Source organism: Shewanella bicestrii (assembly GCF_002216875.1).
Taxonomy (GTDB): domain Bacteria; phylum Pseudomonadota; class Gammaproteobacteria; order Enterobacterales; family Shewanellaceae; genus Shewanella; species Shewanella seohaensis.
This window is the reverse complement of the sequence record NZ_CP022358.1, coordinates 1,301,804-1,327,305: the sequence shown is the minus strand read 5'-3', so window position 1 is coordinate 1,327,305 and position 25,502 is coordinate 1,301,804. Positions and strand designations below refer to the sequence as shown.

The 25,502-nt window shown below is 48.0% G+C and carries 25 protein-coding genes and 1 other annotated feature; of the genes, 9 read left to right on the top strand and 16 right to left on the bottom strand.

The annotated features are described in order from the left end of the window. Window positions 1-19 precede the first annotated feature (19 nt). Both CF168_RS05865 and CF168_RS05860 read right to left on the bottom strand, forming a co-directional pair. The gene (locus CF168_RS05865; RefSeq protein WP_089067277.1) at window positions 20-655 is read right to left on the bottom strand and encodes a YqiJ family protein; all 636 of its coding nucleotides are present in this window, start codon (window positions 653-655) and stop codon (window positions 20-22) included. 106 nt (window positions 656-761) lie between these two features. Then, the gene (locus CF168_RS05860) at window positions 762-1,328 is read right to left on the bottom strand and encodes a DsrE family protein (RefSeq protein ID WP_089067276.1); all 567 of its coding nucleotides are present in this window, start codon (window positions 1,326-1,328) and stop codon (window positions 762-764) included. Between the two features lie 81 nt (window positions 1,329-1,409). Between CF168_RS05860 and CF168_RS05855 the strand changes: the two genes are divergently transcribed. The 5 genes from CF168_RS05855 to CF168_RS05835 all read left to right on the top strand — a co-directional run bounded on the left by CF168_RS05855 (window position 1,410) and on the right by CF168_RS05835 (window position 4,710). Continuing rightward, window positions 1,410-2,903, top strand: a complete 1,494-nt coding sequence (locus CF168_RS05855) for a carboxypeptidase M32 (protein WP_089067275.1) — start codon at window positions 1,410-1,412, stop codon at window positions 2,901-2,903. Window positions 2,904-3,021: 118 nt separating this feature from the next. Further along, the gene (locus CF168_RS05850) at window positions 3,022-3,516 is read left to right on the top strand and encodes a GNAT family N-acetyltransferase (RefSeq protein WP_011623571.1); all 495 of its coding nucleotides are present in this window, start codon (window positions 3,022-3,024) and stop codon (window positions 3,514-3,516) included. Continuing rightward, window positions 3,516-3,866, top strand: coding sequence for a DMT family protein (locus CF168_RS05845; protein WP_037415674.1), 351 nt, complete (start codon window positions 3,516-3,518; stop codon window positions 3,864-3,866). Before CF168_RS05850 ends, CF168_RS05845 begins: the two co-directional genes overlap by 1 nt. A gap of 37 nt (window positions 3,867-3,903) precedes the next feature. Then, window positions 3,904-4,161 carry a DUF2960 domain-containing protein gene (locus CF168_RS05840; protein ID WP_011626864.1) on the top strand — a complete coding sequence of 86 codons (258 nt, stop codon included), beginning with the start codon at window positions 3,904-3,906 and terminating at the stop codon, window positions 4,159-4,161. 39 nt (window positions 4,162-4,200) lie between these two features. Continuing rightward, window positions 4,201-4,710, top strand: coding sequence for an RDD family protein (locus CF168_RS05835; RefSeq protein WP_011717856.1), 510 nt, complete (start codon window positions 4,201-4,203; stop codon window positions 4,708-4,710). Window positions 4,711-4,816: 106 nt separating this feature from the next. On the opposite strand, the gene lptG is transcribed toward CF168_RS05835, so the two are convergent. Beyond that, window positions 4,817-5,875 carry an LPS export ABC transporter permease LptG gene (gene lptG, locus CF168_RS05830; RefSeq protein WP_086903315.1) on the bottom strand — a complete coding sequence of 353 codons (1,059 nt, stop codon included), beginning with the start codon at window positions 5,873-5,875 and terminating at the stop codon, window positions 4,817-4,819. Beyond that, window positions 5,872-6,984, bottom strand: coding sequence for an LPS export ABC transporter permease LptF (gene lptF / locus CF168_RS05825; RefSeq protein WP_011623577.1), 1,113 nt, complete (start codon window positions 6,982-6,984; stop codon window positions 5,872-5,874). Before lptF ends, lptG begins: the two co-directional genes overlap by 4 nt. Before the next feature lie 255 nt (window positions 6,985-7,239). Between lptF and pepA the strand changes: the two genes are divergently transcribed. Together pepA and CF168_RS05815 are read left to right on the top strand one after the other, a co-directional pair. After that, window positions 7,240-8,748, top strand: coding sequence for a leucyl aminopeptidase (gene pepA / locus CF168_RS05820; RefSeq protein WP_086903313.1), 1,509 nt, complete (start codon window positions 7,240-7,242; stop codon window positions 8,746-8,748). Window positions 8,749-8,923: 175 nt separating this feature from the next. Next, window positions 8,924-9,042: a sequence feature (Phe leader region), on the top strand. 37 nt (window positions 9,043-9,079) lie between these two features. Next, the gene (locus CF168_RS05815) at window positions 9,080-11,083 is read left to right on the top strand and encodes a chorismate mutase (RefSeq protein ID WP_089067274.1); all 2,004 of its coding nucleotides are present in this window, start codon (window positions 9,080-9,082) and stop codon (window positions 11,081-11,083) included. 147 nt (window positions 11,084-11,230) lie between these two features. Here CF168_RS05815 and CF168_RS05810 read toward each other — a convergent pair whose 3' ends face one another. From CF168_RS05810 to ffh, 11 genes are all read right to left on the bottom strand, one after another. Next, window positions 11,231-12,535: a cation:proton antiporter gene (locus CF168_RS05810; RefSeq protein ID WP_089067273.1), complete on the bottom strand. Its 1,305-nt coding sequence runs from the start codon at window positions 12,533-12,535 to the stop codon at window positions 11,231-11,233. A 45-nt stretch (window positions 12,536-12,580) separates the two neighbouring features. Continuing rightward, a complete protein-coding gene (locus CF168_RS05805) occupies window positions 12,581-12,916 on the bottom strand; it encodes a hypothetical protein (RefSeq protein ID WP_011623581.1) in 336 nt (111 codons plus the stop codon). Between the two features lie 163 nt (window positions 12,917-13,079). Next, window positions 13,080-14,192 carry a hybrid-cluster NAD(P)-dependent oxidoreductase gene (locus tag CF168_RS05800; RefSeq protein WP_089068910.1) on the bottom strand — a complete coding sequence of 371 codons (1,113 nt, stop codon included), beginning with the start codon at window positions 14,190-14,192 and terminating at the stop codon, window positions 13,080-13,082. A gap of 81 nt (window positions 14,193-14,273) precedes the next feature. Continuing rightward, window positions 14,274-15,938: a hydroxylamine reductase gene (gene hcp / locus CF168_RS05795; protein ID WP_089067272.1), complete on the bottom strand. Its 1,665-nt coding sequence runs from the start codon at window positions 15,936-15,938 to the stop codon at window positions 14,274-14,276. Between the two features lie 216 nt (window positions 15,939-16,154). Further along, complete coding sequence (gene tyrA, locus CF168_RS05790) at window positions 16,155-17,294, bottom strand: bifunctional chorismate mutase/prephenate dehydrogenase (protein WP_089067271.1); 1,140 nt, start codon at window positions 17,292-17,294, stop codon at window positions 16,155-16,157. 62 nt (window positions 17,295-17,356) lie between these two features. Beyond that, window positions 17,357-18,448, bottom strand: a complete 1,092-nt coding sequence (locus CF168_RS05785) for a 3-deoxy-7-phosphoheptulonate synthase (RefSeq protein ID WP_011623585.1) — start codon at window positions 18,446-18,448, stop codon at window positions 17,357-17,359. 399 nt (window positions 18,449-18,847) lie between these two features. Then, window positions 18,848-19,201 carry a 50S ribosomal protein L19 gene (gene rplS / locus CF168_RS05780; protein WP_006080791.1) on the bottom strand — a complete coding sequence of 118 codons (354 nt, stop codon included), beginning with the start codon at window positions 19,199-19,201 and terminating at the stop codon, window positions 18,848-18,850. A gap of 34 nt (window positions 19,202-19,235) precedes the next feature. Further along, entirely contained in the window at window positions 19,236-19,982 is a 747-nt protein-coding gene (gene trmD, locus CF168_RS05775) for a tRNA (guanosine(37)-N1)-methyltransferase TrmD (RefSeq protein ID WP_011623586.1), read from the bottom strand. A gap of 15 nt (window positions 19,983-19,997) precedes the next feature. After that, complete coding sequence (rimM, locus tag CF168_RS05770; RefSeq protein ID WP_086903309.1) at window positions 19,998-20,528, bottom strand: ribosome maturation factor RimM; 531 nt, start codon at window positions 20,526-20,528, stop codon at window positions 19,998-20,000. 20 nt (window positions 20,529-20,548) lie between these two features. Continuing rightward, window positions 20,549-20,797: a 30S ribosomal protein S16 gene (gene rpsP / locus CF168_RS05765; protein WP_011071566.1), complete on the bottom strand. Its 249-nt coding sequence runs from the start codon at window positions 20,795-20,797 to the stop codon at window positions 20,549-20,551. Between the two features lie 218 nt (window positions 20,798-21,015). Then, window positions 21,016-22,389, bottom strand: coding sequence for a signal recognition particle protein (gene ffh / locus CF168_RS05760; protein WP_011623589.1), 1,374 nt, complete (start codon window positions 22,387-22,389; stop codon window positions 21,016-21,018). A 288-nt stretch (window positions 22,390-22,677) separates the two neighbouring features. On the opposite strand from ffh, the gene CF168_RS05755 reads away from it, so the two are divergent. Then, on the top strand, window positions 22,678-23,466 hold the full coding sequence (locus CF168_RS05755) for a cytochrome C assembly family protein (RefSeq protein WP_011623590.1): 789 nt from the start codon (window positions 22,678-22,680) through the stop codon (window positions 23,464-23,466). A 101-nt stretch (window positions 23,467-23,567) separates the two neighbouring features. Next, window positions 23,568-24,839, top strand: a complete 1,272-nt coding sequence (locus CF168_RS05750; RefSeq protein ID WP_011717867.1) for an HlyC/CorC family transporter — start codon at window positions 23,568-23,570, stop codon at window positions 24,837-24,839. 65 nt (window positions 24,840-24,904) lie between these two features. Here the strand turns inward: CF168_RS05750 and CF168_RS05745 are convergent, their stop codons facing one another. Next, complete coding sequence (locus tag CF168_RS05745; RefSeq protein ID WP_089067270.1) at window positions 24,905-25,441, bottom strand: DUF962 domain-containing protein; 537 nt, start codon at window positions 25,439-25,441, stop codon at window positions 24,905-24,907. Window positions 25,442-25,502: the final 61 nt, after the last annotated feature.

The following is a 25,502-nucleotide window of genomic DNA, read 5'->3' as shown; positions in this document are numbered from 1 at the left end:
CGTTAATGGCTTTGGAAAATTAATTATCAAAGCGAGTCGCAGACCAGACTCTTCCTTCTCGTTTCAGCAGCACCACTTGCGTGCCACTGGCAAACTCGATACCCGAGGTTTCGGGTTCGACTAATACATAATGTTTTTGTTGATGTTTATCCCGCACCACGGCTTCCGATGGCATGCCCTTCATGGCGCAGCCTAAGGTGATAGTACCGACATAACCACTTAAATCATCAAGGGATATGGCCGTGGACTCATTCTTAGGGAGTAAATCGGCCAAGATCCGCCCGAGATAGCGACAGGCAAACGCACTGCCAACCACAGCAATCGGTAAGGTAAAGAGTTGCGGTAACAAGACGCCCGTGGATAGCAGGCTCAGGTAATTTGCAATATAACCAACAATCGCAAAGCTGGTCAGTGCCAGCACAAACCAGATAAGTAAGGGTAATCGATTCAGACATAACCAGCCCGCAATCCCCGTCAGGCCAGTGCCGCCAATCTCGGCATCATAATCCACATCGGCGGGCACCCATTGGTCGAGCGCACTCATCATGCTTAGCCCTATGACTAGGGCTAAGGCTTCAAACACACCAAGGACAAGCACGCAGGCGAAGGCAATAGTGTAAGGTAGGTTAGGCTGTTCAACTAAAAACGCCCACATAGTCATCTCCTTGAACGATACAGCATTCCATTTACTTCACTGTAATTATCAACTTACGAGTGACAGAATAGCAAGGCGAGCCTAGTTTCCAAACAAAAAATTTGCCCTAAAACGGATTTTGACTAAATCCTTGCTGCGCCAGAATCGCATGGGCCGTCATCGCAGACAGGGCCATATCGACGCCCGGTAACAAAGAGGCATTGTGTAAGTCAAAATAAGCGGCGCTCTGACCACAGATATAAAACTTCACCCCATGGGCCACTAAGGTTTTCACTAAGGCTTTATTGGGGTTTTGCGCCCCGTTGTGCTGCTTGGCATAAAAGCTATCATCGGCTAAATCGCCAACGGCACTGCCATGCACCACCATCGCTAGCTCAATATCGCTTTCTTTAACGCCAGCCGCCACGTGCATATTAATAAAACGGGCAAGGCTGTCGAGCTGACGATTCACTTGGCCGACATCGGCCGCCTTGCTCATATCGAATGCTACCTTAAACTTCATCCCAGCAGGGATAGCAAGGTTGCTTTCGACCTTAGCCACTTGACCAAATTCGGGGATAGCCGTTCCCGGCGCAAAGCTGTCGGCTCCGGCATGGGCGGCGCAGGATAAACCGACCAACAACGCCATGGTCATGGCTTTAAGGGTTTTAGTGTGATGTGATTTTGGCTGCATGATATTATCATCCTGTTATTGTTATTTTTTCGTGCTAATAGATAACGACAGCACCTTAAGATTGAGTCTATGGATACCGCTATGAACACCAAAGAACCTACGCCAAGTTACGATAAACTCACGGCGCATTTCCAGAAAATTTCACATTTTGAACATTTTAGTGCGCTTGGTGATTGGGATCAGGCTGCCATGATGCCCCTCGGTGGCGGCAGCGAGCGTGGCGATGCGATGGCAGAGCTGGCGTTACATATCCACAGCCTTAAAACGGCGCCAGAGCTTGGCGATAACCTCGCACAAGCCTCGCAAGAGGCGCTGAGCCCAGAACAACAGGCCAATCTGAGGGAAATGCAATATCAGTATCAACAGGCGACCTTAGTGCCGGGTGAGCTAGTACAGGCCAAAACGAAAATGGCCTACCAGTGTGAGAATGCCTGGCGCGAGCAACGCAAAAACAATGATTGGCAAGGTTTTAAACCGAATCTAAAAGCGGTGATTGCCCTCGCGAGGGAAGAAGCCTTAATTCGCGCGCAGGCGCTTAACATCTCCCCCTATGATGCCCTGCTCGATAAATTTGAACCTGGAATGACCACGGCAAAGCTTGAGCAGACCTTTGGCGACTTAAAAACGTGGTTACCCAGTCTTATCCAAGATGTGCTGGCAAAACAAGCCTGTGAACCCAAGCTTACCCTTAACGGCCCCTTCGAAATCAAGGCACAGCAAGCCCTAGGCCAAGCGGTGATGGCCTATTTAGGGTTTGATTTTAACCATGGCAGGCTCGATATCAGCAGCCACCCATTTTGTGGTGGAGTACCAAGCGATGTACGCATCACGACACGTTATAATGAAGCCGATTTTAGCAGCGCTATCATGGGCATAGTGCATGAAACTGGCCACGCCCGTTATGAACAGGGCTTACCGAAACAATGGCGCGGTCAGCCCGCAGGATTGGCTCGCTCCATGGGTGTCCATGAGAGCCAAAGCTTATTTTGTGAAATGCAGCTCGGTGCCAATCCTGCGTTTTTACGCCAATTACAACCACTGATTAAACAGCATTTGGGCTGCGAGTTCAGCGCCCAAGACTTGGCAAGACACTATACCCGCGTCAATCCCGGGCTTATCCGTGTCGATGCCGATGAAGTCACTTATCCTTGCCACATTCTATTGCGCTTCGAGGCCGAAAAAGCCTTTATCGACGGCAGCCTGAGCGTGGATGATCTCCCCGATTTTTGGTCAAGCCAGATGCAACAACTGCTCGGGATCAATACCGATGGTAACTATCGCGATGGTTGCATGCAGGATATCCATTGGGCCGTAGGTGAATTGGGATATTTCCCAAGTTATACCTTAGGCGCTATGTATGCCGCCCAATGCCGTTTTGCACTTGAGCGAAGCTTAGGCCCGATTGAAAACCTTATCGATAATGGGCAGTTATCCCAAGTATTTGACTGGCTTGGCAGCCATATTTGGTCCAAAGGCTCATTACTGACAACGGATGAACTCATCATTCAAGCCACAGGAGAGCCGCTCAATAGCCAATATCTAGCCAAACATTTGAAGCAACGTTATTTGGGGTAAACGCCGTAAGCAGCCGAGATAATCGCAGCACTGGCGAGTTTCTAAGCTTTTGCTGCGATTTGGGTATATAATCCCCAACTTATTTATTCACACTGTTTTGGACGGAAAAAGGTCGACCATGTTACTGCGTGCAATCACCCCAGAGGATTGGGATGCTATTTTACAGATCCAGGAAGAATGTTACTCCCAATTGGATCCTGAACCCCTGCATGTATTGCAAAGCAAGTGGCACGTTTCACCTCAATCCTGCTTTGTGTTTGAGGTAAATGAGGCGGTGGTTGGCTATTGCCTCGCCCACCCTTGGACCACCAATATGCCTCCCGCACTGTATGAGCCCATCACTCAGTTACCTAAGGCCGATACCTTGTATCTGCACGATATTGCCATCTCGGTAAAGGCGCAAGGTTTAGGCGCAGGCTCCAAAGCCCTAATGCGCTTAAAGCAACTCGCGGATCGCTTTAACTTGAGCTCCCTCTCTCTGGTCGCGGTACAAGGTGCCGATAGCTACTGGCGTAAAATGGGCTTTAAACCTAAGGCCATTGAGAAATGCCTTGGCAGCTATACCGACGATGCAATGTATATGATTTATAAGCTTAATCATCGAGAAGAATGATGAACCCCACCCTAACGACTATTGGTTTACTCTGTCTTAGCAATATTTTTATGACCTTTGCATGGTATGGGCATTTAAAATCCTTAGGCTCAAAGCCTTGGATTATTGCCGCCTTAGTCAGTTGGGGCATCGCCTTATTTGAATACCTACTGCAAGTGCCCGCTAACCGCATTGGCTACACAGTGATGAATGTCGGCCAATTAAAAATCCTGCAGGAAGTCATCACCTTAAGCTTGTTTGTGCCCTTCGCCTATTTCTACATGAAGGAACCGCTCAAACTCGACTATCTCTGGGCGGGCCTGTGTATCCTCGGGGCGGTGTATTTTATTTTTAGAAGCGAATTTAACTAATTCCAGACTTATTTCAGGACTTTTTCAGGAGAAAACCATGGCGCGTCAAGTGACTTACACCTTCAAAGGTGAGACGAAAACCATCGCCTTTAGTTATGATAAACACCGCGATTTATACGAAGCCGTGGCCGAAGCCGAAGGCATAGACTTAACCAAGTTTCTCGCGATGGAACAACAAATTGCCATGACCTCACGCAAAGGTGCCAAGGCCGAAAAAGACTATCGTAAGGTCGAGTTTGCGCGCTTTGGGTTTAGCAATATCCACTTTGTACGCGATGAAGAACCCGAGGCCTAAGCCTTATCGTCATTTATCCATTTAGAATTAGGATTGCAGATGTTAAATGCTGAACATGCTAACTTTCCCCGTGCAGGATTCTTCCGCCGCTTAGGGGCAATGATCTATGACCTGCTGCTCGCAGTAGCCGTTTATATGTTTGCTGGCGCCATCGGCTTTGGTATTTTCTTCGGACTCACAGCCTCCGGCCTGATTAGCATGAATGGCTTTGAACATGTGTCCGACGCTCTCAATGGCACACCGATTTACCATGGGATTTATCAACTCTGGTTAGTACTTTGCGTTGGTACTTTTTATGCGCTCTTTTGGAGTAAGGGCGGTCAAACCCTCGGGATGCGCGCTTGGCGCCTCAAGATCCAACATCCTAATGGCCAAAACCTAAGCCTTATCACCGCCTATGCACGCATCGTCTGGTCATTACTCGGCATTGGTAATCTGTGGGTGCTGATCAACGACGATAAACTCGCACTACAGGATATGATGACTCGCTCAGAAGTGGTTGTGTTATCCAAGGAAGCTAACCAAATGCGCAATTGGCATGGTGCATAAAGCGCAGCGCTTAAAGTTAGCACTAAACCTCACAACCGTGATTAAGCTAACTTGCCCCAATAAAAAACGACGCCATATGGCGTCGTTTTTTATTACCCGCGTTTTATCACCGCCGGATAAAGTAAAAGGCTATGCCTGTAAACAACAGACTCGGCGCAATGGCCCCCACGTAGGCCGGCAACTCATAGACCATACTCATGGGGCCAAAGATCTCGTTACTGATATAGAAGCTAAACCCAGCCACCACACCGAGCAACACCCGCGCCCCCATAGTCACGGTCCGCAGCGGCCCAAACACAAAGGATAAGGCCACCAGCATCATCACCCCGACCGTTACAGGCTGCATCACCTTGCGCCACAGGGCTAATTCGTAACGGCTTGGGTCTTGGCTGTTATTTTTAAGGTAATCTAAGTAACCCATTAAGCCGCGAATCGATAAGGCCTCGGGCTTGACCGATACTACGCTAAGCTTGTCGGGCGTGAGACTTGAGCGCCAAATATCTTCATCTAAGTGTTCGAGCTTCACTTCGTCGTAGCTTAGGTCGGTACGCTTTACATCCATAAGATGCCAGCTGTCCTTACTGAACAAGGCACTCTTGGCATGCACAACATTCGTAAGCTTTAACTCACTGTTAAACTTATACAAAGTAATATTATTCAGCTTATCAATATCGGCGACTTCACCAATATTCACGAACAAATCACCATCCTTTGCCCAAATGCCTCGGTGGGATTTAATCAAACTGCCGCCGGAGAGTTTAATGGCTTGGAGTTCATTGGCCTTTTGCTCAGCCACTGGCGCGCCCCACTCTCCCAATGCCATCACCATCAACATCAATGGCACTGCGGTTTTCATTGCAGATAACGTGATTTGTAACCGCGACATGCCCGAGGCTTGCATCACCACCAGCTCAGAGTTCGAGGCCAGCATCCCCATGCCGATCAGCGCGCCTAACAACACCGCCATCGGGAAAAACATTTCAATATCGCGAGGCACGAGGAATAACACATAAATGCCCGCATCCATCATGGAGTAGGAACCTCGACCGACTAAGCGCAGCTGGTCAACCCACTTGATAATGCCCGACAAGCCCGTCAGCACTAGCAAACACAGCGCCGAAGTACTTAATAAAACTCTGGCGATATAAAGGTCTAAAATCTTCATGCGGCCACCTTTTTACGCGCCATTGCCGTCGATAAACGAGCAAATAAGGGTCTGTCTTTGCCGAGGAGTAAAATCCCCATAATGAGTGCCGACAAATGGATCCACCACATGCCTAAATACTGTGGAATAACACCATCCTGCAACGCTTTACGTCCGGCAACCATCAGGCCAAAGTAGCCAAGATATAACAGTACCGCGGGGAGCATTTTAGCAAACTTACCTTGGCGAACATTGACTCGAGCCAGCGGCACGGCAATAAGTGTCATGATAGGAATCGCCAGCGGAATCGCTAAACGCCAATGGAACTCAGCCACGGCTTCTGGCCCTTCAACTTTCATCAACTCTGTCAGCGGTAAGGCTGATAGTTTACGACGACGCTCATCGACCTGTTGCTCTTTGATTTGCATCTTATAACCACCGAATTCAATCATTTGGTAGTCTTTCTGTTGTGGGCTGCCCTGATAGCGCACCCCATCATTGAGCTGTAACTGCTGCGAGCCGTTCTGATCTTCCAGTACCCGCCCGCCTTTAGCCACGACCACGTTGGTTAAACCAATTTCGTCATTTGGGTCAGGCAACTGGGCCACAAACACTTTATCCAGATCGTTATCCTTGCCGATACGCTCGACAAACAGCACTGCACGGCCGTTAGGACTCGCCTGAAAACGCCCCTGCACTAATGCGGCAAGACCCGCCTCGGATTGAGCTTTCTCGAGCACTTGGTTTTGTTGCTCCTCGGCCCAAGGTGCAACATAGAGGGATAAATAGCCAGTAAACAACATGTTGATCACGGCGAGGATCAAAGTTACTCGGGTAACATACCATTCACTTACGCCAACACCGTGGAGAATGACCATTTCATTCTCGGCATACATGCGGCCGTGGGCCATGAGGATCCCAAGGAACAAACTTAAAGGTAAAACGAGAACAACAAGATAGGGTAAGTTGAGGCCTATCAAGGTGGCGATAAGAGAAGCAGGAAATTCACCGTCTGAGGCGTCGGCCAATATGCGCACGAAATGCTGGCTAATAAAAATAGTTAACAGTACGAAAAGTACTGCAATTTGCGCCTTTAAAACTTCTCGAATAAGGTATCTAAATACAATCACAGGTAGGATCCGGTCTCTAAACTTATCTTTTTGCTGGTAACAGACTAACTTTCATGTAAACTGTTTACTTTTGATAGTTTTCTGACCAGCTTCAGGGGTTCCTGGCAAACAATAAACGTCACGGATTTTTCACAAAAACGTGACTCAAGTGCCGAGAATAAATCACCTTTGGAGTAATAACTTAGGCCCTTTTCGGGACAAGCAGACATTATCCAATAAATATAAAAATTTGTCTTTAAGAATCTAGGAGTGCTCATGGAGTTTAGCGTAAAGAGCGGTAGCCCCGAAAAACAACGCTCAGCCTGCATCGTTGTCGGTGTTTATGAACCCCGCCGTCTATCCGGCATCGCCGAGCAATTAGACAAGATTAGCGAAGGTTATATCAGTAATCTACTGCGTCGCGGCGATTTAGAAGGTAAGCCAGGCCAAATGTTATTACTGCACCACGTTCCTAACGTATTGAGTGAACGAGTACTGTTAGTCGGTTGCGGCAAAGAACGAGAACTAGACGAACGCCAGTACAAGCAGATCATCACTAAAACCATCAACACCTTAAATGAAACAGGTTCAATGGAAGCCGTGTGCTTCTTGACCGAGTTACACGTAAAAGGTCGTGATACCTATTGGAAAGTTCGCCAAGCGGTTGAAACGACTAATAGCAGTTTATATAGCTTCGATGCGCTCAAAACCCGTAAAGGTGAGACCCGTCGTCCGCTGCGCAAGTTAGTGTTTAATGTCCCAACTCGCCGCGAACTGACCTTAGGTGAGCGTGCGATTGAGCACGGCATGGCCGTTTCTGCCGGTATGCATTTATGTCGCGATGTGGCTAACATGCCGCCAAATATCTGTAATCCAGCCTATTTAGCCTCTCAAGCTCGCCAATTGGCCGAAGTTCACGAAAACCTGCATGTCACGACTGTGGGCGAAGAGCAAATGGCAAAACTCGGCATGAACTCTTATCTTGCCGTCGGCCGTGCCAGTGCCAATGAATCCATTATGACAGTAATGGAATACAAGGGTGCCGTTGACAGCACTGAGAAACCTATCGTATTGATTGGTAAAGGCTTAACCTTCGACTCCGGTGGTATTTCATTAAAACCAGGCGAAGCCATGGACGAAATGAAATACGACATGGGCGGCGCAGCTGGTGTTATCGGCACCATGAAAGCCATCTGTGAGATGAAGCTGCCAGTCAACGTCGTTGGTATTCTTGCAGGTTGTGAAAACATGCCATCGGGCAATGCTTACCGCCCAGGTGATATTTTAACCACAATGTCGGGTCAGACCGTTGAAGTGCTCAACACCGACGCCGAAGGCCGTCTGGTACTTTGTGACGTATTAACCTATGTTGAGCGTTTCGACCCAGAACTGGTTATCGACACAGCAACACTGACAGGCGCCTGTGTGATTGCCTTAGGTAAACATGCCTCTGGCCTGTTCTCATCACACAACCCTCTGGCACACGAGCTGCTCAATGCTGGTGAACAGAGTGGTGACCGCGCATGGCGTATGCCACTGTGGGATGAGTACCAAGATATGCTTGACAGCCCATTTGCCGATATGACCAACTTAGGTGGTCGTCCAGCGGGCGCGATTACTGCGGCTTGTTTCCTGTCTCGTTTCGCCAAGAAGTACAACTGGGCTCACTTAGATGTGGCCGGTACTGCGTGGAACAGTGGCGCGAATAAAGGTTCAACGGGTCGTCCTGTGCCCATTCTGACTCAATTCCTGATCAATCGCGCAGGTGTAGAATTAGGCGAGTAACCGCTAACAACACTGAAAAGGCGAAGAATTTCTTCGCCTTTTTATTTGGCTCGAAGGCTAAATGACGATTGACTCAGGAATAATTGCAGCCTAGCAACGCGAAGAGGAAAGAAAATCGCGATTGAATAATTTTTGATTGACAGCCACGCCCTCGCCCTTTAGTTTTACTTCCTATGAAAACAAATACCGCAGCTTTTTTTACTTTCTTTTTTACACCCCCACTCTAGGAGGCGGATTTACTGTGTAAAAACGAAAGTAAAAATCCAAAGCCTCCCACTGGGAGGCTTTTTCGTCTTAAACGCTCGATAATACGGTGGCAAATGAGGTCAGAATGCAAAAACCACAGCCTTTAAATCAAACGCGAGAACAAATTACTCACCTCGACAATGAGCTTCTCTCGTTACTCGCCGAACGTCGACGCCTAAGCCTTGAAGTGGCCCGCAGTAAAGAAGTGGATGTGAGACCCATTCGCGACACCCAAAGGGAAAAAGAACTGCTGGCAAGATTAGTCACTGCTGGTCGAGAAAAAGGCTTAGATGCCCATTACGTGATCTCACTGTATCAAAGCATTATCGAAGACTCAGTCCTTAATCAACAGGCTTATCTCCACGGCCGTGCTAATCCAGAAACCCAAAAACAGCAGTACTGTATTGCTTACCTTGGCGCCCGCGGCTCCTACTCTTACTTAGCCGCCTCTCGCTATTGCCAACGTCGTCAGGTTGAGATGCTCGACTTAGGCTGCCAAAGTTTCGATGAGATTGTCCAAGCCGTTGAGTCAGGCCACGCCGACTATGGCTTTTTGCCGATTGAAAACACTTCGTCCGGCTCAATCAACGAAGTGTATGACGTGCTACAACATACGAGTCTGTCCATCGTAGGCGAGACGACTATCGAAGTAAGCCATTGCCTGTTGGGTAAACCGGGCAGCAAACTGAGCGATATCAAAACTGTTTATGCCCATCCGCAGCCAATTAGTCAGTGCAGCCGTTATCTGAGCCAGCACAAGGACTTAAGACTGGAATATTGCTCAAGCAGCGCCGAAGCGATGGAGAAGGTCAACCAATCTGCCGACAATAGCGCCGCTGCGATTGGTAGTACCGAAGGTGGCGCGCTGTACCAACTCGAGTCGATTGAGTCAGGCCTTGCCAATCAAAAGATTAACCAGAGCCGCTTTATCGTGGTGGCTCGAAAAGCCGTAGCCGTACCCGAGCAATTGCCCGCTAAAACCACCCTGATCATGGCCACAGGCCAAAAGGCAGGGGCGTTGGTAGAAGCCCTATTGGTACTTAAAGCGCATCAACTGAATATGAGCAAACTCGAATCTCGCCCTATTCCTGGTACGCCGTGGGAAGAAATGTTCTATCTGGATATCGATGCCAATATCTCCAGCGAAGCCATGCAGCAAGGGCTAAAGCAGCTCGAGAGGATCACGCGGTTTATCAAAGTATTAGGATGTTACCCCTGCGAAACCGTCAAACCGACGCAACTCAGTAATAGCCAATTACTCATTGAACCGAACACCTCAAAAGCTGAGGTGATAAGCACGGTAAGCCTTGACCCGTCGCCCTATCGCTTCAGTAAGGCGTACAAGGCGCAGGCGAGTGAAATTCACTGCGGCCCCTTTACCATTGGCGCAGGCCATATTGGTGCTATTGCCAAGATCACGTTGAGCAAAAGCCTACTGCAGCAAGAGTCGTCACAGGCCGCCTTATCCACCTTTGAGCGCAGAGTGAAACAGCTAAAAGAAGCGGGTTTCCAAGCGGTGATTTTAGATGGATGTCACTCACTCGCCTCGGCCGAAGCCATCATCCCTAAGCTGCGCCAAACCCTACATCAGTATGATTTGCTTTGTGTCATCGCCATCGAACAGGCGACGGATATGCCATTGGCGACTGGTCATGCCGACATGCTGTTCTTAACGGGCAAACAAATGTTTAATCAATCCTTGCTGACTCAGGCAGGCACCTTGCCGATTCCGCTATTCCTCGAACGTAACGATATGGCAAGTTATGAGGAATTTATGGCGGCAACCGAGACGATTTTAAGTCAAGGGAACCAACAGCTTATCCTATGTGACTCTGGCATTCGTACCTATAACAATGCCAACTTACCCACCTTGGATTTAGCAAGCCTCATCCAAATTAAGGCCAACAGTCATCTCCCCATAGTGATTAACCCTTGTTATGCCATCAGCGAAGATGCGCTGCCACTGCAAACTCAAGGGATTAAACAGCTGAAAGCCGATGGCCTAGTGCTGAATTGCTCCCTTGAAGAAGATAAAACACATGACTCATTGGCGCTGATGAGCGAGGTCGTAAGGGAGTTATATCGCTAATTTGCGTGTATCAGGATACTGAAGAACATACAGCCACGAATATCGTGGCTGTATTGTTTAGGGCTTAGGATTTAAGACTGTAGATTTAGGGCTGCGGATTTAGCGCTTCGCGTTTGGGTTTATCCCTCGAGGGTAATCCCAGCTGACCTAGGTTCGCTCAGTTGCAATCTGATGATTAGCCTCTGTTGCCACCGCATTACTGCGGCGAATTAACCCCGTCATACTCGAGCCTTGCACTAGTATTGAAAACACCACCACGGCATAGGTCATCACGAGCACAAGCTCTCGCAGCTCAGCACCTGTTTGTGAATCGATAATCACGCCCTCGGGTAAACTCATCGCCATAGCTAAGGCTAAACCGCCCCTGAGCCCGCCCCAGATAAGTATCGACTCGGCATAGGGATTGTACGACTTAACCAACCTAAATCCGATATAGGGCAAATATACACTCACCGCACGCGCCGTTAAAACCAGAGGAATGGCCACTAACATAAACCACCATAATGGCGCCTTAAAGGTGACGAGCAGGAGTAACAATCCGAGCAGGAGGAATAGCAGCGCATTGAAGAAGGATTCAATCAGCGACCAAAAAGTGTAGAGTTTTACCCGCTCTTGACGCGCAAAATACTTAGGCACGCTGTAGTTACCGATAATTATCCCCGCACTCACCATCGCCAGCGGCCCCGACACCCCTAACACTTCGGCGATGACATAACCCGCAGTCGGGATCAGTAAAGTGACCAACATCAGCTGGGTTTCTTCCTCACAGTAGCGAAAGAAATGGTGCAGCAATACACCCAGCACGGCGCCATAAACGACGCCCCCGAGCGCCTCTTGGACGAACAATAGCGAGATTTGCGAAAAGGTCAGCGGCTCAGTTGAAAAGGCCAGATGGGAGATGGCCACAAAAATCACCAACCCTATGCCATCGTTAAAGAGTGACTCTCCTTCTACCTGAATAGCAATATCTTCGGGCGCGCCCATTTTCTTCAGAATGGCTAACACGGCAATTGGATCTGTGGGTGAAATCAAGGCGCCAAAGAGCAAGCAATGGCTTAGGGCCAAGGGTAATCCCAGCATGGGAGCAATGTAGTAAAGCAAACCACCGACGATAAAAGTCGAGAGCAAGGTACTGACAAAGGCAAGAATGAGAATTTCCCATTTCTGATGCCTTAAGATTTTTAAGCGGATCTGTAATGCCCCAGCAAACAAGAGAAAACCCAACATGCCGTTGAGTAACAGGGCCTGAAAGTCGAGCTTCTCCAGCCCCGCAACAAAGTAACCGTAAACATGGCCGCCAAGCGCTTTACCGCCCAGCAAGAGTAACAGGCTCATGCCCAACGCCAATGCGGTAATGGCGACGGTTTCTTGCAGCTTATGCAAACGCGAGGATGCCACAGACGTGACTAAGGCTAACGCACAGAGAATACAGAGAATTTGATAACTCGTCATAAGAGTCTCTAATCACCCTAAGATGAAGAGACTCAAGCACAAGTTTTAGACTTCTAAACCATCCAACAGACTTAACCAGCCTTTAATAATCCGATGGCAAAACCAAATGATACCAAAGAGATAAATCGAAAGACTGAGCCAAGTGATCGGCAGACAATAGCCCAACACTAACAGGCCGAGAAATATCACATTGGAATGACGTTGCCAGCGTAAATGTGATGCCAACAAGGCATTACCTTGCGTATGCCGTTGAGACAAGTTGATAAATAGGCTCAACAACACCGGCAGCAGTAACAGCGGAAAGCCTGACATTAAGGCGTAAAGCAAATGGCCTAAGCTGCGATCTTCAATTTTTGCGGCATATGTGGTTGTCGTTGTCATTGAGAGACTCCAGCCAGACGATGGGACTGGGCGTTACTCCGCCCTCGTCTTTAACCTTACGTTCTCGCAGACATAATCGCAACTAAGGCGCAAAAATATTTCCGCGCGAGAGTTTTTAAACCACCAATGTAATGAATCGACCAATGCCCTTCGCAGGCAAATATCAGGTTAAAGACAGGGTCACATCCGATTTGAGTTTAGTCGAGCAAGCTAACACATATCCGGCTTCGATTTCGGTAGGCGATAAGGTCATGCTACTAGTAGACTCGGTCTCCCCTTCGAGCACTTGGCATTTGCACGCACCGCATACGCCCGAACGGCAGGCCGCAATAATCGGTAAGCCTTCGGCTTCAATCCCTTCAAGCAAGCTTTGCTCGGCCGTTAAAGCCCGCTTTTTATCGCCTATGGATAACATAAAGCTGTTACTGCCACTCACAGGAGCCTCAGCCTGCATTTCTGCCTGTTTTACGCGGCTTTGCGCCTCTTTCACCGCTGTGGCAAAACTCTCGTGATACAACTGAGTCATATCGAAGTTAAGCTCAGCAAGAATCGTTTTGACCGCCTGCATATAAGGCTCTGGCCCGCACAAAAATACGGTTCGCTCGGCAAAATCAGGGACTAAAGCTCGAAGATTATTGGCACTTAAACGGCCGATATCATGCAATACCGCCTCGGGATGCCAAGCCGTGTCCGCAGTGACATCCTCAACAATGTAACGCAGCTTAAAATCTCGATGGCGCGTAGCCATGGTCTCTAATGACGTTTTAAAAATAATATCGGCCTGGGTGCGAGCACTATGTACAAAAGCAATGTCGGCATTCATTTGGCTGTCGGTTAAATAACGCGACATCGAATACATGGGCGTGATCCCACAGCCTGCACTCAAAAATAGGTATTTTTTGGCAGGAATATCAAACAGATTAAACTGCCCCGTTGGCGGTAAGACGCGTACCGTCTGCCCCGGCTGTAAATGATCAATCAAGTAATTCGACACCAGTCCACCATCGACTCGCTTGATGGTTAACATTAAAGAGTAAGGTCTCGAAGGGGTTGAGGACAAGGTGTAACTGCGGCAAGCCTGCTCACCGTTGATCTCTAGCACTAAGGTCATAAATTGCCCCGGCTTATAATCAAACTTCATCGGCTCACCGGCTTGAAAGCGAAAACTCACCACATCGGCGGTTTCGTTCCAGCGCTCCACACACACTAACTGGCTAAAACCCACAACACTTGCAGGCGCAGAAGATAAAGCGGGACTTGGCATGATATTTTGCATAGTACTGATATTCATCGTCTTTGTATCCATAACACTGCGGCTTTAGCGCGAAAGCCGCAGTGACTCCATGCATCAATTGGCCTAGGCCACGTTCAGCATGGTCTTCAGATCGGCTTCAACTGTGGTGGTGTTACGCAGACCAAATTTTTCTTCCAAAATTTTGGCAAGATTAGCCGTTAAAAACGCCGGCGGCGTTGGGCCGGTACGGATGTTTTTCACCCCAAGCGACAATAGTGTCAGCAGCACGACAATGGCTTTTTGCTCAAACCATGAAAGCACGAGATTCAATGGTAATTCATTGATATCGCATTCAAAGATTTGTGATAGCGCAATAGCTAACTGAATAGCCGAATAGGCATCGTTACATTGGCCAATGTCGAGTAAGCGCGGAATACCGTTGATATCGCCAAATTCCAGCTTGTTGAATTTGTACTTACCACAGCCTAAGGTCAGGATGACGGAATCCTTTGGCGCCGATTTCGCTAAATCGGTGAAATAACTCCGCTCCGACTTATCACCATCACAACCTCCGACTAAGAAGAAGTGTTTGATAGAACCGTTTTTGACGTTTTCCACCACAGTCGGCGCTGCGGCCATTAAGGCATTACGGGCAAAACCTATGGTGATATTGTGTGGAATTTCATCGTATTGGAAGCCATCGAGTGAGAGAGCCTTGTCGATCACAACTGAAAAATCATCCCCAATTACATGGGTCACACCAGGCCAACCCACTATACTGCGAGTAAAGATACGGTCGCTGTATTGGCCCACATTCGGGTCGATAATACAGTTTGAAGTCATCACTACGGCGCCGGGGAAATTAGCGAATTCTTTTTGCTGGTTCTGCCATGCACTGCCGTAGTTACCCACTAAATGGGCATATTTTTTAAAGGCAGGATACGCAAGCGCAGGCAGCATTTCACCATGGGTATAAACATTAATGCCTTTACCTGCAGTTTGCTCGAGGATAAGCTCTAAGTCCTTCATATCATGGCCAGAAACCAGAATCGCTTTGCCTTTAACGGGTTTAGTGTTGACGACAGTCGGTTCTGGATGACCAAAGGCTTCGGTCTCGCCCGCATCGAGCATGGCCATGATACGGTAGTTTAGCTGACCAATATCCATGGCTGTTGTGAACAGTTTATCGGCATCGACACTCGGCTCACCAAGAAACGCCATGATCTCATGGAAGCGACCAGCAATCTCAGCATCGGTTTTACCTAATACACGGGCGTGCTCCATGTAAGCCGCTGCCCCTTTAAGGCCATATAAGCACAGTAGTCTCAGCCCAAGGATATCTTCGTGGATCTCATTTTTATCTTTATTGAGTAAGGCGACTGGCGCTTGAGACAACATTTCAGGCTTGCTGGTACCCAGTACAAATTGCGCCACAGGAGGGAGCGATTCAGCCCGTTTACCCGCAGTTTCACACGCCGCTTCATAGGCATTTTTTAAACTTTCACGGTATTCAGCGGCCTGCTTGGCATAGGCGATGATGCGTTCATCATCGAAGTTAACGTTGGTTAAGGTTGAGAAAAAAGCTTTAGGAACAAAGGTATCCACCTCAGGGTGAATGACGCCCAGTTCACGCGCCTTAGTCGCATACACTGAAACACCCTGCAGCATATAGATTAACAAATCTTGCAGATCCGAGGTCGCGGCCAATTTGCCACACATGCCTTGGGCATAGCTACAACCGTTGCCAGCTGGGGTACGAATAGTTTGCTCACACTGAATACAAAACATGGATAGACTCCTAATTTAAATTCATGCTTTATTTTTGCATGTTTAAAATAAGTCTACCGAAACCGTAAATAAGCGATAGCCTTTTCTTGGTTCGAATGCGAAATCTTAGAGAGAGATCACCTTCAGTAATTGCTAATTAACACGGTAAAATCAGCCTGAAATCCTAAAAAAAATGCCCATCAAAGATGGGCATTTTTATGGCTAACTCATTCATTATCAGTTTGTTTTCATATCACTGACCGATTGCAGCATCATGCGGCTTTCACGCTGAAACTGCGGTGCAAAATCACCAAACCATTTTGCAACCGTTTGGAACTGGCTGATAAACGCGTCCCTATCGCCCCGTTTCAGTAGCTCTAATGCTTCGCGGTAGTTATCCAAATAATCGCCAATCGCATGCTGGCTATCCTGCTGGGCAAAAATAATATCGGCATAGAGCTCAGGGCTTTGGGCAAACAAACGCCCTACCATGGCGAGCTCTAAGCGATAGATAGGTGAACTAAATTGCAGCAGGGTTTCAATATCCGCTTCTTCTTTGCAAAGGTTCAAGCCATACACAAAGGTCGAGAAGTGACGCATCGCCTGTACCAGCTGCATCGCATTGTCGTGACGCTCAGGCTCAGCTTCGACAATCCGCGCGCCCCAAATTCCAATTTGCTCGAGCAACCATTGGTATTTATCGGCTTCGCGGCCATGGCACACCACCACCACCTGCTTAGCCAAACTGCCGACATCTGGGCCAAACATGGGATGAAAGCCGACAACAGGCCCCTTGTGAGCGGCCAACATCGCATTCATAGGTTCGGTCTTGATCGAGGTTAAGTCGGCTAAGATACATTCCAGCGGTAATTGGGTCAGTTTCTCACGGATAATGTCGCAGGTGATGGCGATAGGCACAGTCACCAATACCAATCCAGCGTCAGCAAATAAGGTTTCCGCTTGCTGCCAGTCGTCTTTATCCAACACTTTGACCTGATAACCCGAGAGCGACAGCATTTGTTGGAACAGTCCACCAAGCTGGCCCTTACCACCTACAATCACGACCGAACCGAGATCGTTTTTCACTTGCTTAAAGCCGACATCCTTCTCGTTGAGATAGGACTCACGCATCAAGCGGCGCAAAATATCTTCAATCAGTTGCGGCGCAATGCCCATGGTTTTGGCTTCTTCGCGACGTTTTGCCAGCATTACCGCTTCTCGTTGCGGTGCATAAATCGGCAGTCCTGCGGCGTGTTTTACCGTTCCGACCTGGGCGACTAAATCTAAGCGTTTACGTAGTAAATGCAGCAATTGCTGGTCGACACCATCGATGAGACCGCGAAGGTGTTCTAATTCAGTTGTGGTTTTTTCGTTCATCTTATCAGTCCACTACACACCTAAAATAAGGTGTTTAAACATTCGGCTCTTAAGATTGACTCTTAAGCATTGGCCACTTTGAGCATATCGAAACGCGTTGCTAATACCGAAGATAACTTCGATGCGCCCGCACGTAAAACGCTTTCGGTTTTTTCCCAATTAATACAGGAGTCTGTCACAGAAACCCCATAGGCCAATTCGCTCAATGGTTTATCACAACTTTGATTACCTTCGTTTAAATGGCTTTCTAACATCACGCCAATGATGGACTTATTGCCGTTGTAGATCTGGGCAAATACATCCTCACACACGGGGACTTGCCTGGTGTAGTCCTTAGAGGAATTACCGTGGCTGCAATCGATAATAAGGCGAGCATTGAGTTTGGCCTTATGTAACTGCGCCTCACACTCGGCAACGCTCTTAGCATCGTAGTTTGGCGTGGCGCCGCCACGGAGGATCACATGTCCATCGGGATTTCCCGCTGTTTGCAATAACGCCACTTGGCCCTGCTGGTTAATCCCCATAAATCTGTGACTGCTGGCCGCCGATTTTAGCGCGTTAATCGCTACATCAAGCTTTCCATCTGTGCCATTTTTAAAGCCGACGGGCATAGATAAACCCGACGCCATTTCTCTGTGGGTTTGCGACTCAGTCGTGCGAGCACCAATGGCCGACCAAGTGACTAATTCCGAGATGTACTGTGGGCTAATAGGGTCGAGCGCTTCGGTTGCCACAGGCAGTTCGAGCTCAGCTAGCCAAATCATCAGCTCACGGGCCATTTTTAAACCCTTCTCAACATCGAAGGACTCGTCCATATCAGGATCGTTAATCATCCCCTTCCAACCCACAGTGGTACGTGGCTTCTCAAAGTACACTCGCATCAGGATGTAAAACTCATCACTGAGTTCATCGTGTAGTTTTTTAAGCTTTAAGGCGTATTCCTTGGCGGCATCGATATCATGGATAGAACAGGGTCCGGTGACGATAAGCACGCGGTTATCGCGCTTATGGACAATATCCGCCACGGTTTTGCGTGCATTGAGGATGTAACGATACGCGTGCTCAGAGAGTGGCAGAGCCGCTTTTAGCTCCTGCGGTGTAATAAGAACTTTCTCTGAACTAATGTGTACGTTATTGATCGTATCCTGTTGCATGCTTACCACCTAAAACTGAAGTCATATCCCCATGTGATCAGGAGTCTGGATCTCAAACCGCTGCGGGGAAGAATAAATAGCCGAGGCCACCATGTAATATTGTAATGATACACCATTACAGTGAGCGACCAATATGCCTATTAATTGGCAGAAGATCAAGGAAGAATTTAACAAATTCAGCATTTATACGCATCGCATTAAATATCTGTTCATTCCGCGGGAGTTAAACGCGCTTTAGACAAGGCGAAGGCTTGAAGGCATAGTGGTTCTCTGTAGAAAGCCGTATTCACCCGAAACGCACACGAAATGGCTAAAAAGAAAAACGTCAGGCAACAAAAAACCGCCACGAGGGCGGTTTTCTGTGCGAACACTACGTCTTGTTTTCTGTAACGGGTACTATTACTTAGTAGCCAGCTTTTCACGGATACGTGCAGATTTACCTGAACGATCACGTAAGTAGTACAGTTTGGCGCGACGAACGCGGCCACGACGCTTAACTTCAATGCTAGCGATCAGAGGGCTGTGCGTTTGGAATGCACGCTCAACACCTTCGCCATTAGAGATTTTACGTACTGTGAATGCAGAGTGCAGACCACGGTTACGCTTAGCAATTACAACGCCTTCGAAAGCCTGTAAACGCTCTTTATCACCTTCTTTAACACGAACCTGAACTACTACTGTATCACCAGCACCAAACGCAGGTACGTCTTGTTTCATTTGCTCATCGTTGAGCATTTTAATGATGTTGTTCATAACTTACTCCGTTCTAGAATTAACTGAGCTACGACTAAGCATTCTTGTCCATTGCTTCAACGAACTGCGCTAAAAGAGTCGATTGTTCGTCAGTCAGAGCTAGATTTTCAAATAATTCTGGCCGTCTTAGAAAAGTCCTACCAAGGCTTTGCTGCAAACGCCAGAGTCTAATTTGTTCGTGGTTGCCACTTAGCAGTACTGCGGGTACATCGAGTCCATCTAAGCTTTCAGGGCGCGTGTAATGAGGACAGTCCAGTAAACCGTCGGAGAAAGAATCTTGCTCCGCCGAAGCTTGTTTTCCTAGTACGCCAGGAACCAATCTCGATACTGCATCTATCAAGGTCATTGCGGGTAATTCGCCGCCCGAAAGCACGTAATCCCCAACCGACCATTCTTCATCCACTTCCGTTTGAATGATGCGCTCATCAATACCTTCGTATCGACCACACACCAGAATCAACCGGGATGATTCAGCCAACTCAGTGACGCCTTGCTGATCCAGCTTGCGTCCTTGAGGTGACAAGTAAATCACCTTTGCCTCTTCGCCTGCCGCCGCTTTCGCAGCATGGATGGCATCGCGTAAGGGTTGCACCATCATCAACATACCGGGACCACCGCCGTAAGGCCTGTCATCTACCGTACTGTGTCTATCATGGGTGAAATCGCGAGGATTCCACGTGTGCAACTCAAGCAGACCGTTCTTCACGGCACGACCCGTAACCCCAAAGTCTGTTACGGCACGAAACATTTCTGGGAACAGGGTTATTACCCCTAACCACATATGTTGTACCTCGACTTAAAAGTCAGGATCCCAATCCACTAAAATCTGTTTACCTTGGACATCCACCTTTAAGATGAATTGCCCTGGGACAAAGGGAAGCATACGTTCCACTTTGCCGAAGCTATCTTTCGCGTTGGCTTTCACTAAGAGCACGTCGTTCGAACCGGTTTCCACGATTTGATCGACAACCCCCATGTTATAGCCATTGGTATTAATCACTTCACAACCGATGAGGTCACGCCAATAGAACTCGTCTTCTGGCAATGCGTTCATCTGCTCTGGCAGGATCCCAATTTCGCAATTGGTGAGCATTTGTGCTCGCTCCCGCGTGGTGACACCTTCAAGCTCGGCGACAACCGCCTTGCCTTGGTAACGCCACTGAATGACTTTTACTTCACGCCATTCACCATTTTCTTTAATAAGCCAAGGTGAATAGTCAAAGATACCTTCAACAGAATCGGTATAGGCGGTGATTTTCAGCCAACCTTTAATGCCATGACAGGAGCCTAATTTCCCCAGTACGACTGGCTGTTGGTTACTGCTCATCAATCTATACCTTAACGCTATTAAGCAGCTGCTTTAGCGTCTTTGATCAATTTTGCTACGCGATCAGTTGTCGCAGCGCCGTTCGCAACCCAGTGCTCAACGCGAGCTAGGTCTAAACGTAAAGTTTCTTCTTGGCCACGAGCCAATGGGTTGAAGAAACCAACACGCTCAATGAAACGACCGTCACGAGCGTTACGGCTGTCAGCAACAACGATGTTGTAAAATGGACGCTTTTTAGCGCCACCACGAGCTAAACGAATGGTAACCATGCGTTTTCAATCCTCTAATGATTTGCTTGAAGCAAAAATAAAAACTGGAACCCCGTGTTCGCGAAGAGTCCCAGATAGAAAGCCGGAAGATTTTACCTGACTTTTCAACGAATGCAACCAAATCTGGCGATTATTAAACCTGCCTTAGGATTGCCCGCTTCATTTCAAATAGAATCAACCAACTGATAAAACATCAACTTTGATGAAAATCGCTGGAATTAACGGCCAGGAAATTTCATTCCGCCAGGCATCATGCCACGCATTCCGCGCATCATCTTCTGGATGCCGCCCTTGGCCGACATCTTTTTCATCATCTTTTGCATTTGGGTAAACTGTTTCAATAAACGGTTCACGTCTTGAATTTGCGTACCAGAACCCGCTGCGATACGGCGCTTACGTGAGCCCTTGATTAAATCAGGGTTTTTACGCTCTTTGGCCGTCATTGAGTTAATGATGGCTTCCATTTGACGGGTCATTTTACCGTCTTGGATTTGCGCTAGGGCATCCGGTGGCAATTGACCCACACCGGGCAGCTTTTCAATCATGCTCATCATGCCGCCCATGTTTTTCATCTGCTGTAGCTGCTCGCGGAAATCTTCGAGATCAAAACTGCCGCCCTGCTTCACTTTAGAAGCCAGCTTCATCGCCTTGTCTTTATCGACACCGCGCTCAACTTCTTCGATAAGCGATAATACGTCGCCCATGCCGAGAATACGTGAGGCGATACGGTCTGGATGGAAAGGCTCTAGGGCATCGGTCTTCTCGCCGACACCAAGGAATTTAATCGGCTTGCCTGTAATGTGGCGAATCGATAACGCCGCACCACCGCGCGCATCACCGTCGACCTTAGTTAAAATCACACCGGTGAGCGGCAGCGCTTCGTTAAAGGCTTTGGCCGTGTTTGCCGCGTCTTGACCTGTCATGGCATCGACCACGAACAATGTCTCAATCGGTTTAACCGCCGCGTGCAGCGCCTTGATCTCATCCATCATGGCTTCATCGACGTGCAGGCGACCCGCGGTGTCGAGGATAACTACATCGATAAATTTGAGTTTAGCGTGGGCAATGGCCGCCTTGGCGATATCGATTGGCTTTTGGCTCACATCCGATGGGAAGAACTCCACATCGACTTCAGTCGCTAAGGTTTCAAGCTGTTTAATCGCCGCAGGACGATAAACGTCGGCGCTGACGACAAGTACCGATTTTTTATGGCGCGTACGCAGCAATTTACCCAGTTTGGCAACGCTGGTCGTTTTACCCGCGCCTTGAAGACCCGCCATCATCACCACGGCTGGCGGCTGAGTGGCTAAATCCAGAGCTTGGTTTGCCTCGCCCATGGATTTTTCAAGTTCACTTTGAACAATCTTAATAAAGGCTTGACCAGGACTTAAGCTCTTCGCTACTTCCTGACCAACAGCACGTTCTTTTACATTGTTAACGAATTCACGCACCACAGGCAGGGCAACATCGGCCTCCAGCAGCGCCATACGCACTTCGCGCAGGGTTTCCTTAACGTTTTCTTCGGTTAAGCGACCACGGCCACTGATATTCTTCAGCGTGCGTGACAGTCTGTCGGTTAGATTCTCAAACATCGTCCTGCTCTATACCTTTAGGATCTCGATTAATGGGCTGTATTATAACGATGCGGGCGCATTATGCTACTGCTATGCCCTACTTGCGTTAACTTCGGCAACTAACCTGCTTTAGGTCATATTTTGCGATTCGCCTACGACTATTTACGTCTAACAATAAGAATCTGCTAAATTTTGCAACTTATGTCACTGCCCATTTGCCGACGGCTCATGTTATTCTAGGCAAAATATTGATCTGTATGCCCCGTTTTTAAGGCACCATTAACAACACGAATAGGTTAATTACCCATGGTCATTTTTTCTGCCTCAGCCATGTTTTTTTATTGCATTGCATTGGTATTAGTGACAAGTCGACTGTTCCACCCTGAAGGTCCTAATCGAAAGGCCGTTGCCGGTGTCGCCGCCATCGCCGTGATTTTGCACGCAGCAGCCCTTTCTCAAGCGATGTTTACGACCGATGGGCAAAACTTCAGCCTCACTAATGTGATCTCGTTAGTGAACTGGATCATCGCCTTCACCTTTACCGTGATGATGTTTAGGCTAAAAGTGATTGTGGTTGTACCCGTGGTTTACGCCTGCTCTGTGCTCTCTGTAGCCCTACTCTGGTTATTGCCACCTAAGTTTATTACTCACTTTGAGCTGTACCCTGAGGTCTTGGCCCACGTTGTGCTCTCTCTCATGGCATACAGCGCCCTGATGATCGCTGCCCTGTACGCGATTCAGCTGGCGATGATCCAAAATAAACTCAAGAAAAAACAATTAATGCTAAGCCCAGGCATTCCGCCGTTGATGACGGTAGAAAAGCAGCTCTATCATCTTGTAATTATTGGGGTGATTTTATTGAGTTTATCCCTCGCCACAGGCTTTATCTTCCTCGATGATATGTTTGCCGATGGCAAAGGCCATAAGGCGATTCTGTCTATCATCGCGTGGTTTGTGTATATCGCCATGCTATGGCAGCAGTATTGGGTCGGCTGTAAAATTCGCACAGCGGTCATTTACACCTTAACCGGCGCGACCTTGTTATCCTTAGCTTATTTTGGCGCTCGGATTGTCAAAGAGTTAATTCTTAGTTAATAATTTCAAGTCAGCTTAGGCGCTTATTCCCTGAGCTGACTTGACACCCCGTTTATTTCTCGGTATCAACTTATACTTATCGGCCTGATTGGAGCCTATTTTTGGACGCTATATCGACAAGCGCACTCCTCATTTTTTTACTAGTGCTTATCCTTTGTTCTGCCTACTTTTCAGGTTCTGAAACCGCCATGATGACCCTTAACCGCTATCGGTTAAGACATCTCGCCTCAAACGGCCATAAAGGTGCCATACGTGCCCTCAAGTTACTCGAACGACCAGACCGCTTAATTGGCTTAATTCTGATAGGCAATAACCTGGTTAATATTCTCGCATCGGCCATTGCGACCATTATTGGTATGCGCCTTTGGGGTGATTTAGGCGTCGCGGTAGCCACTGGTGTGCTGACCTTAGTCGTATTGGTCTTTGCCGAAGTCACCCCCAAAACTATCGCCGCCTTAAACCCTGAACGCATTGCCTTCCCATCGAGTATTTTACTCATTGGTCTATCAACGATTTTCGCCTATGTCGTCACCAGCGTTAACTGGATAACCACAGGCATACTGCGTCTCTTCGGCATCAAAACCATCAGCAGCAGCGATGCACTTAGCCAAGAAGAGTTAAGGACGGTTGTACATGAGGCTGGCGCCTTGATCCCCCAACGCCACCAAGAGATGCTGTTATCGATTCTCGATTTAGAAAAGGTGACCGTTGAAGACATTATGGTGCCGCGCTCGGATATCTACGCGATTAACGTCAACGATGACTTTAAGTTTATCAATCGCCAAGTGATCCAAAGCCCACATACTCGAGTGTTGGTATACCGCGATACCATTGACGATGCCGTCGGCTTTATTCATCTACGTGACGCACTGCGCCTGCAATCAAAAGAGCAGTTCAGTAAATCCTCATTGCTACGTGCTGTCAAAGAACTCTACTTTATTCCCGAAGGTACACCGCTCAATGTGCAATTAGCCAACTTTCAGCACAATAAAGAACGTATCGGCCTAGTGGTCGATGAATACGGTGATATCCAAGGATTAGTGACACTCGAAGATATTCTCGAAGAAATTGTCGGTGACTTCACCACCTCGATGCTGGCCACACCGAGTGAAGACATTACCGCCCAGCAGGATGGAAGCTACTTAGTCGATGCCAGTATCACTATCCGTGATTTGAATAAAGAAATGAAATGGGATTTCCCAACCGATGGCCCCAAAACCCTCAATGGCCTGATCTTAGAGTATTTAGAGGATATCCCCGCTGAAAACACTAGCCTTCGCCTAGCAGGTTATCCATTAGAAGTCATTGAAGTTGCTGACAATATGGTCAAAACAGTACGTATCATTCCGCAGCATTATCAGTCGCCACGCTAACGTTCCCAGATAAAAAATCGGCTGAATCCAAATGGAATCAGCCGATTTCCTTCTCCCCCAAGAAATTATTTAACGCTTTGCGTCTTTAGACGTGCTTCGAGAGCCCGGCGCTTCTCGATAGCAATAGGTGTAATCTCAGCATCTAACGCCTTTTCTAACCCCAAGATAAAATACACTTCGGCCATTAAGAAGAACGGACCAATTAGCAGTTGGTTTAAATCGTCCACAAAAGCGGGTTTGGCCTTCTCGTATTGATGGCCAATTAACTGGAAAATCCATCCCACGATAAATACCGATATAGCCAACCAGAAGGCGTTGGGAGAGTCTGCCATGAGTTCAGTGGTATATACGACGGGGGCGATAAATAAAGCTAGGCCAATCGCTAACTTTGCATGTAAGCGAAAATAATAAACCAGCACACCTGCCCCTAAAATCACACCTAAACTCACATCGCCCGTACTACCAAGTGGAATACGGATAGTCGCCAGCAATAGAAAAGCAGACCATATAATCAATGGAATACCAACGAAATGGGTAAGTATGTTGCGCTGATTTAAATGCACACTCTTATAGGTTGATAGCTGCTCTACAGCGGATTTCATCTGGGGCTCCTTTTGCTGTGTCCCTGCAAATAAGTATCTAGATACCACTTTTGACCTAACC

Excerpts from the sequence above, each read along its gene's own strand:
- CF168_RS05845 (WP_037415674.1), top strand. The coding sequence starts at position 3,516 with ATGAACCCCACCCTAACGACTATTGGTTTACTCTGTCTTAGCAATATT.
- CF168_RS05805 (WP_011623581.1), bottom strand. The coding sequence starts at position 12,916 with ATGACAACGACAACCACATATGCCGCAAAAATTGAAGATCGCAGCTTA.
- CF168_RS05840 (WP_011626864.1), top strand. The coding sequence starts at position 3,904 with ATGGCGCGTCAAGTGACTTACACCTTCAAAGGTGAGACGAAAACCATC.
- CF168_RS05855 (WP_089067275.1), top strand. The coding sequence starts at position 1,410 with ATGAACACCAAAGAACCTACGCCAAGTTACGATAAACTCACGGCGCAT.
- CF168_RS05755 (WP_011623590.1), top strand. The coding sequence starts at position 22,678 with ATGGTCATTTTTTCTGCCTCAGCCATGTTTTTTTATTGCATTGCATTG.
- rpsP (WP_011071566.1), bottom strand. The coding sequence starts at position 20,797 with ATGGTTACCATTCGTTTAGCTCGTGGTGGCGCTAAAAAGCGTCCATTT.
- CF168_RS05815 (WP_089067274.1), top strand. The coding sequence starts at position 9,080 with ATGCAAAAACCACAGCCTTTAAATCAAACGCGAGAACAAATTACTCAC.
- ffh (WP_011623589.1), bottom strand. The coding sequence starts at position 22,389 with ATGTTTGAGAATCTAACCGACAGACTGTCACGCACGCTGAAGAATATC.
- hcp (WP_089067272.1), bottom strand. The coding sequence starts at position 15,938 with ATGTTTTGTATTCAGTGTGAGCAAACTATTCGTACCCCAGCTGGCAAC.
- tyrA (WP_089067271.1), bottom strand. The coding sequence starts at position 17,294 with ATGAACGAAAAAACCACAACTGAATTAGAACACCTTCGCGGTCTCATC.
- pepA (WP_086903313.1), top strand. The coding sequence starts at position 7,240 with ATGGAGTTTAGCGTAAAGAGCGGTAGCCCCGAAAAACAACGCTCAGCC.
- CF168_RS05860 (WP_089067276.1), bottom strand. The coding sequence starts at position 1,328 with ATGCAGCCAAAATCACATCACACTAAAACCCTTAAAGCCATGACCATG.
- CF168_RS05810 (WP_089067273.1), bottom strand. The coding sequence starts at position 12,535 with ATGACGAGTTATCAAATTCTCTGTATTCTCTGTGCGTTAGCCTTAGTC.
- rplS (WP_006080791.1), bottom strand. The coding sequence starts at position 19,201 with ATGAACAACATCATTAAAATGCTCAACGATGAGCAAATGAAACAAGAC.
- CF168_RS05785 (WP_011623585.1), bottom strand. The coding sequence starts at position 18,448 with ATGCAACAGGATACGATCAATAACGTACACATTAGTTCAGAGAAAGTT.
- trmD (WP_011623586.1), bottom strand. The coding sequence starts at position 19,982 with ATGTGGTTAGGGGTAATAACCCTGTTCCCAGAAATGTTTCGTGCCGTA.
- CF168_RS05800 (WP_089068910.1), bottom strand. The coding sequence starts at position 14,192 with ATGCAAAATATCATGCCAAGTCCCGCTTTATCTTCTGCGCCTGCAAGT.
- lptG (WP_086903315.1), bottom strand. The coding sequence starts at position 5,875 with ATGAAGATTTTAGACCTTTATATCGCCAGAGTTTTATTAAGTACTTCG.
- CF168_RS05850 (WP_011623571.1), top strand. The coding sequence starts at position 3,022 with ATGTTACTGCGTGCAATCACCCCAGAGGATTGGGATGCTATTTTACAG.
- CF168_RS05865 (WP_089067277.1), bottom strand. The coding sequence starts at position 655 with ATGTGGGCGTTTTTAGTTGAACAGCCTAACCTACCTTACACTATTGCC.
- rimM (WP_086903309.1), bottom strand. The coding sequence starts at position 20,528 with ATGAGCAGTAACCAACAGCCAGTCGTACTGGGGAAATTAGGCTCCTGT.
- CF168_RS05835 (WP_011717856.1), top strand. The coding sequence starts at position 4,201 with ATGTTAAATGCTGAACATGCTAACTTTCCCCGTGCAGGATTCTTCCGC.
- CF168_RS05745 (WP_089067270.1), bottom strand. The coding sequence starts at position 25,441 with ATGAAATCCGCTGTAGAGCAGCTATCAACCTATAAGAGTGTGCATTTA.